Source organism: Marinomonas atlantica (genome assembly GCF_001639725.1).
Lineage (GTDB): Bacteria > Pseudomonadota > Gammaproteobacteria > Pseudomonadales > Marinomonadaceae > Marinomonas > Marinomonas atlantica.
Map to the genome: position 1 here is coordinate 1 of NZ_LTAW01000020.1, position 4,844 is coordinate 4,844.

General features: G+C 43.8%; 4 protein-coding genes and 1 tRNA gene. 4 read left to right on the plus strand and 1 reads right to left on the minus strand.

From position 1 onward, the window contains the following. Position 1 precedes the first annotated feature (1 nt). A tRNA-Arg gene (locus AYW75_RS18345) sits at positions 2-78 on the plus strand. A gap of 29 nt (positions 79-107) precedes the next feature. Here AYW75_RS18345 and AYW75_RS18350 read toward each other — a convergent pair. After that, entirely contained in the window at positions 108-1,100 is a 993-nt protein-coding gene (locus AYW75_RS18350; protein ID WP_231886242.1) for a tRNA dihydrouridine synthase, read from the minus strand. Between the two features lie 146 nt (positions 1,101-1,246). Between AYW75_RS18350 and AYW75_RS18355 the strand changes: the two genes are divergently transcribed. The 3 genes from AYW75_RS18355 to AYW75_RS18365 are packed head-to-tail and all read left to right on the plus strand — an operon-like array spanning position 1,247 to position 4,515. Continuing rightward, positions 1,247-1,504, plus strand: a complete 258-nt coding sequence (locus tag AYW75_RS18355) for an OadG family protein (RefSeq protein ID WP_067102695.1) — start codon at positions 1,247-1,249, stop codon at positions 1,502-1,504. 30 nt (positions 1,505-1,534) lie between these two features. Beyond that, positions 1,535-3,325 carry a sodium-extruding oxaloacetate decarboxylase subunit alpha gene (oadA, locus tag AYW75_RS18360; RefSeq protein ID WP_067102698.1) on the plus strand — a complete coding sequence of 597 codons (1,791 nt, stop codon included), beginning with the start codon at positions 1,535-1,537 and terminating at the stop codon, positions 3,323-3,325. A 17-nt stretch (positions 3,326-3,342) separates the two neighbouring features. After that, positions 3,343-4,515, plus strand: a complete 1,173-nt coding sequence (locus tag AYW75_RS18365) for a sodium ion-translocating decarboxylase subunit beta (RefSeq protein WP_067033749.1) — start codon at positions 3,343-3,345, stop codon at positions 4,513-4,515. The last annotated feature ends 329 nt before the right edge of the window (positions 4,516-4,844 follow it).

The following is a 4,844-nucleotide window of genomic DNA, read 5'->3' on the forward strand; positions in this document are numbered from 1 at the left end:
TGCATCCGTAGCTCAGCTGGATAGAGTACTCGGCTACGAACCGAGCGGTCGGAGGTTCGAATCCTCCCGGATGCACCATTTCTTTTTTGTTTATTCTTTCTTTTATTTTATCTCTTTATCTCTTTATCTCTAATCGCATTCATTAACGCTTTTAGTTCATCAGTATGTTGCGTGCTGCGTATCGCTTTTAAGTTTTCTGCAATGACAGGCCAATCAGTTCTTAAATGTCCGCTCCACTGTTTAATGCGACCAAGCGTGGCAAAATTGTCGTAGTAATCAAGTAGTTTGTCGATGTAGCCTTCCATAAGATCAAACAGTTCCTCAAAGCTGCCTTGCTTGCCGCCTTTCAGTTCTCTGAATATAAATGGGTTGCTTAGGCTTCCTCGGCCAATCATAAAGTGAGAGCATCCAGTAACTTGTTGGCATTCCAGTAATGACTCGCGATTGCGAATATCGCCATTAGCGATAATCGTCATGCTTGAGTGTTTTGTTGCTTGACCAATTTTCTCCCAGCGTGCTGGAGGACCATAGCCATCTTTTTTTGTTCGTCCATGAATGGTGAGAGTTGTGGCTCCTGCTTGCTCAATGGCATCAAGGTTTTCAAAAAATAAGTTTTCATCTTGATAGCCCAAGCGCATTTTTGCAGACAGTGGGATATGTTTAGGTAATGATTGCCTGACGGCATATACAACGTTGTAGAGCGTTTTTGGGTCTTGCAATAAAAAAGAGCCGCCACCGTGTCCATTTACGCGTTTTGCAGGACAGCCAAAATTCAAATCTAAGTGCGTTGCCCCTGCTAAACCTGCTTCTTCTGCCGTGCTTGCCATTGTGTCAATGTTGGAGCCAAGTATTTGCAAATGTACTGGGTGATTAAATGTTGTTCGACTTGCTTTATCAAGCTCAGGTACCAGCCGTTTCAAAGATTGTGCGGACACAGTTTGCTGTGTGACGCGTACGAACTCAGAAACGAGGTAGTTCATTCCTCCTACGCTTGAAAGAAGTGATCTCATTGTATGATCCATGACACCTTCCATTGGTGCGACCGCCAGTATGATGTCTTGTGCTGATTGTTGAGGGGTGGCGCGATTAAGCAAGTTCACGTTGTCAATATCCAAGCAAAAAAAATATGAAAACTATATGCTTTATGATACAAAAGAATGCATATTAGGGAATTATTGTGCATCACAGCATTGTGGTGTACGGAATGACCGTGCCCTGAATTATTCAGATTTTAATGGAAAGTGCTATGAATAACTTAATGAGCGATGGCTTTGGTTTAATGTTATTGGGAATGGGGTTTGTTTTTACCTTCCTATGTTTGTTGATTGTTTCGACAACCTATATGTCAAAATTGATCAATCGTTATTTCCCAGAAGCAGCGCCAGTTGCTAAAAAGACTATGGCTGCACCGAGTGCTGGTGCAACTTCTACTAGCGCTTCCGCTACTGATCCTAAAATCGCTGCTGCTATTACTGCTGCGATTCATCAACATCGTAACCGTTAATTTAAATCATAGACGATTAGAGGCCACAACATGTCAAACAATAAACAACCTCTTGGCATCACCGATGTCGTATTAAGAGATGCCCATCAATCACTATTTGCTACTCGCATGCGTATTGACGATATGCTGCCTATTGCAGAAAAGTTGGACCAAATTGGTTTCTGGTCGTTAGAGTCGTGGGGTGGAGCAACGTTTGATTCGTGCATTCGTTTTATTGGTGAAGATCCATGGGATCGTATTCGTGAGCTTAAAAAGGCGATGCCGAATACGCCACAGCAAATGCTTTTGCGTGGCCAAAACCTACTGGGTTACCGTCATTATGCTGATGATGTTGTGACAAAATTTGTTGAGCGTGCTGCAAAAAATGGTGTTGATGTTTTCCGTATCTTTGATGCGATGAATGATCCTCGAAACCTAGAAACTGCGATTAAAGCGGTAAAAGGTGAGGGTAAGCATGCTCAAGGGACGATCTCTTATACTAAAAGCCGAGTGCACACACTTCAAAACTGGGTTGACTACGCGAAAACGTTAGAAGACATGGGCGCAGATTCCATTGCGATCAAAGACATGTCTGGCATTTTGACGCCTTACGATGCGTTTGAGTTGGTCGGTAAGCTTAAAGATCAAACTCAATTAGAAGTTCAATTGCATGCCCATGCTACATCAGGGTTGTCTGATATGACCATTCTGAAATCGATTGAAGCGGGTGTTGACCGAGTTGATACAGCCATTTCTTCGATGTCGATGACATATGGCCATTCAGCAACAGAATCTGTTGTTGCTGCACTGCAGGGTACAGACCGTGATACAGGTCTAGATTTAGAAAAACTAGAAGAGATTGCTTCTTACTTCCGTAATGTGCGTAAGAAATACGCTAAATTTGAAGGCTCTTTGCGTGGTACGGATTCTCGAATCTTAATCGCACAAGTGCCAGGCGGCATGTTGACTAACATGGAAAGCCAATTACGTGAACAGGGCGCAGCAGATAAATTTGATGCTGTTCTAGAAGAGATTCCGCGAGTACGTGAAGATTTAGGCTTAATTCCGCTCGTAACACCAACGTCTCAAATTGTCGGCACTCAAGCGGTATTAAATGTACTTACTGGTGAGCGTTACAAGTCGATCTCTAAAGAAACGGCGGGTGTTCTTAAAGGTGAGTACGGCGCAGCGCCAGCAGAGTTTAATAAAGAGCTTCAGGCTCGAGTGTTAAATGGCGCAGACGCGATTACCTGTCGACCTGCAGATCTACTTGAGCCTGAAATGGATAAGTTGACTGCTGAGTTAGGTGAGCTTGCTAAAGAGAAAGATATTAAGTTAGCGTCAGATCAGATTGATGACGTACTAACGTATGCATTATTCCCTCAAATTGGTTTGAAATTCCTTCAGAACCGTGGTGATGCATCAGCATTTGAGCCTGTGCCGACATTGGAAGAGGCAACTGCGGCACCTAAAAAGTCTCAATCTACTGACGGACCTGCGGTATATACGGTTAGTGTCTCTGGTCAAAGCTTCGTTGTACAGGTGGAAGAAGGTGGTGATGTAACGAATATCCAGCCTATCGCAGCATCACAATCTCCAGCGCCTTCTACTTCACCAGCTCCAGCAGGTGGCGGTGAAGATGTTCCGGCTCCATTGGCAGGTAATATTTTCAAGATTCTTGTATCACCTGGTCAGCAAGTTGCAGAAGGTGAAACATTAATGATCATGGAAGCCATGAAAATGGAAACAGAAATCTCAGCACCTAAATCCGGTACTGTCGCTTCGATCCATGTCAAAGAAGGCGACGCTGTCACTGTTGGCCAAGCCCTGTTGGCGATCTAAAAGTAGGTTATTAGAGAATGGAACAGAAATTACTCAACCTGTATCACGATACGGGTATTTATCAGTTAGAGTTTGGTCAAGCCATTATGATTGTGGTTGGCCTTTTGCTGATATTTCTTGCTATTAAAAAAGGCTTTGAACCCCTGCTACTATTACCAATAGGTATTGGTGCAGTATTGGTAAATATTCCGGGTGCTGGATTTATGGCGGCACCTGTCTATGATGCTGCAGGGCATATGGTCTCCCCTGGAGGTTTGCAGTACTACATTTACCATGGTGGTATTGAAACGGGCTTATTCCCGTTGATTATCTTTATGGGTGTCGGTGCTATGACAGATTTTGGGCCAATGCTTGCCAACCCAAAAACACTGTTGTTAGGTGCTGCGGCTCAATTTGGCATTTTTGCAACAGTGATTGGTGCAGTGCTATTAGGGGCTGCAGGAATCATGGACTTCACGTTAGCGGATGCGGCTGCGATTGGTATCATTGGTGGTGCAGATGGTCCAACGGCAATCTTTGTTGCGAGTCGTCTTGCTCCTGAGCTTCTTGGTGCTATTGCGGTAGCGGCTTATTCTTATATGGCATTAGTGCCGTTGATTCAGCCGCCAATCATGCGTGCTTTAACGACACATGAAGAGCGCTCTATTAAAATGGAGCAGCTTCGTCATGTAACAAAAGCAGAAAAAATCATTTTCCCGATTGTTGTGACTATTTTGGTAGCAATGTTCCTGCCCTCTGCCGCACCACTGCTAGGTATGTTCTGTTTTGGTAACTTGATGCGAGAGTGTGGTGTCGTTGATCGTTTAAGCGATACGGCTCAAAATGCATTGATCAACATTGTTACTATCTTCCTTGGATTAGGCGTTGGTTCAAAGCTAAGCTCAGAAGCATTCTTAAATATCGAAACGTTAGGCATTTTATCACTAGGTCTTGTTGCATTTTCTATCGGTACTGCAGCGGGTGTATTAATGGCGAAAACAATGAATAAGTTCTCATCAACGCCAATTAACCCGTTGATTGGCGCCGCGGGTGTATCAGCGGTTCCAATGGCGGCTCGTGTTGCGAACAAAGTAGGTCTCGAAGCGAATAAGCAAAACTTCTTGCTTATGCATGCGATGGGGCCGAACGTTGCTGGTGTAATTGGCTCTGCTGTAGCGGCTGGCGTAATGTTGAGTTATGTAGGCGGTTAAGTTTACTGCGACATTAGATAGGTCAATTAAAGGCCCACTACTCAATAGTAGTGGGTCTTTTTGTTGGTTAGTTGTCTCGGGTCGCTAGGAGTAGTGGGATTAAATTGAGCGATGTATGAGAATGAGGTTGATTAAGGAAAGGGTTTGCGTGAAAAACCACCAATCCTTGTATGTTTTAAAGAACTTTCGCGTTTTTATTAAATTAATTTAAAAACCGCTTGCACTGAAAATTCAGATGCGTATTATACGCCTCCACTGACACGGACAACGCTTCACAACAACGAAGCGGTAACGAAGTCAGACGCTCTTTAAAATAGATAATCAGATAA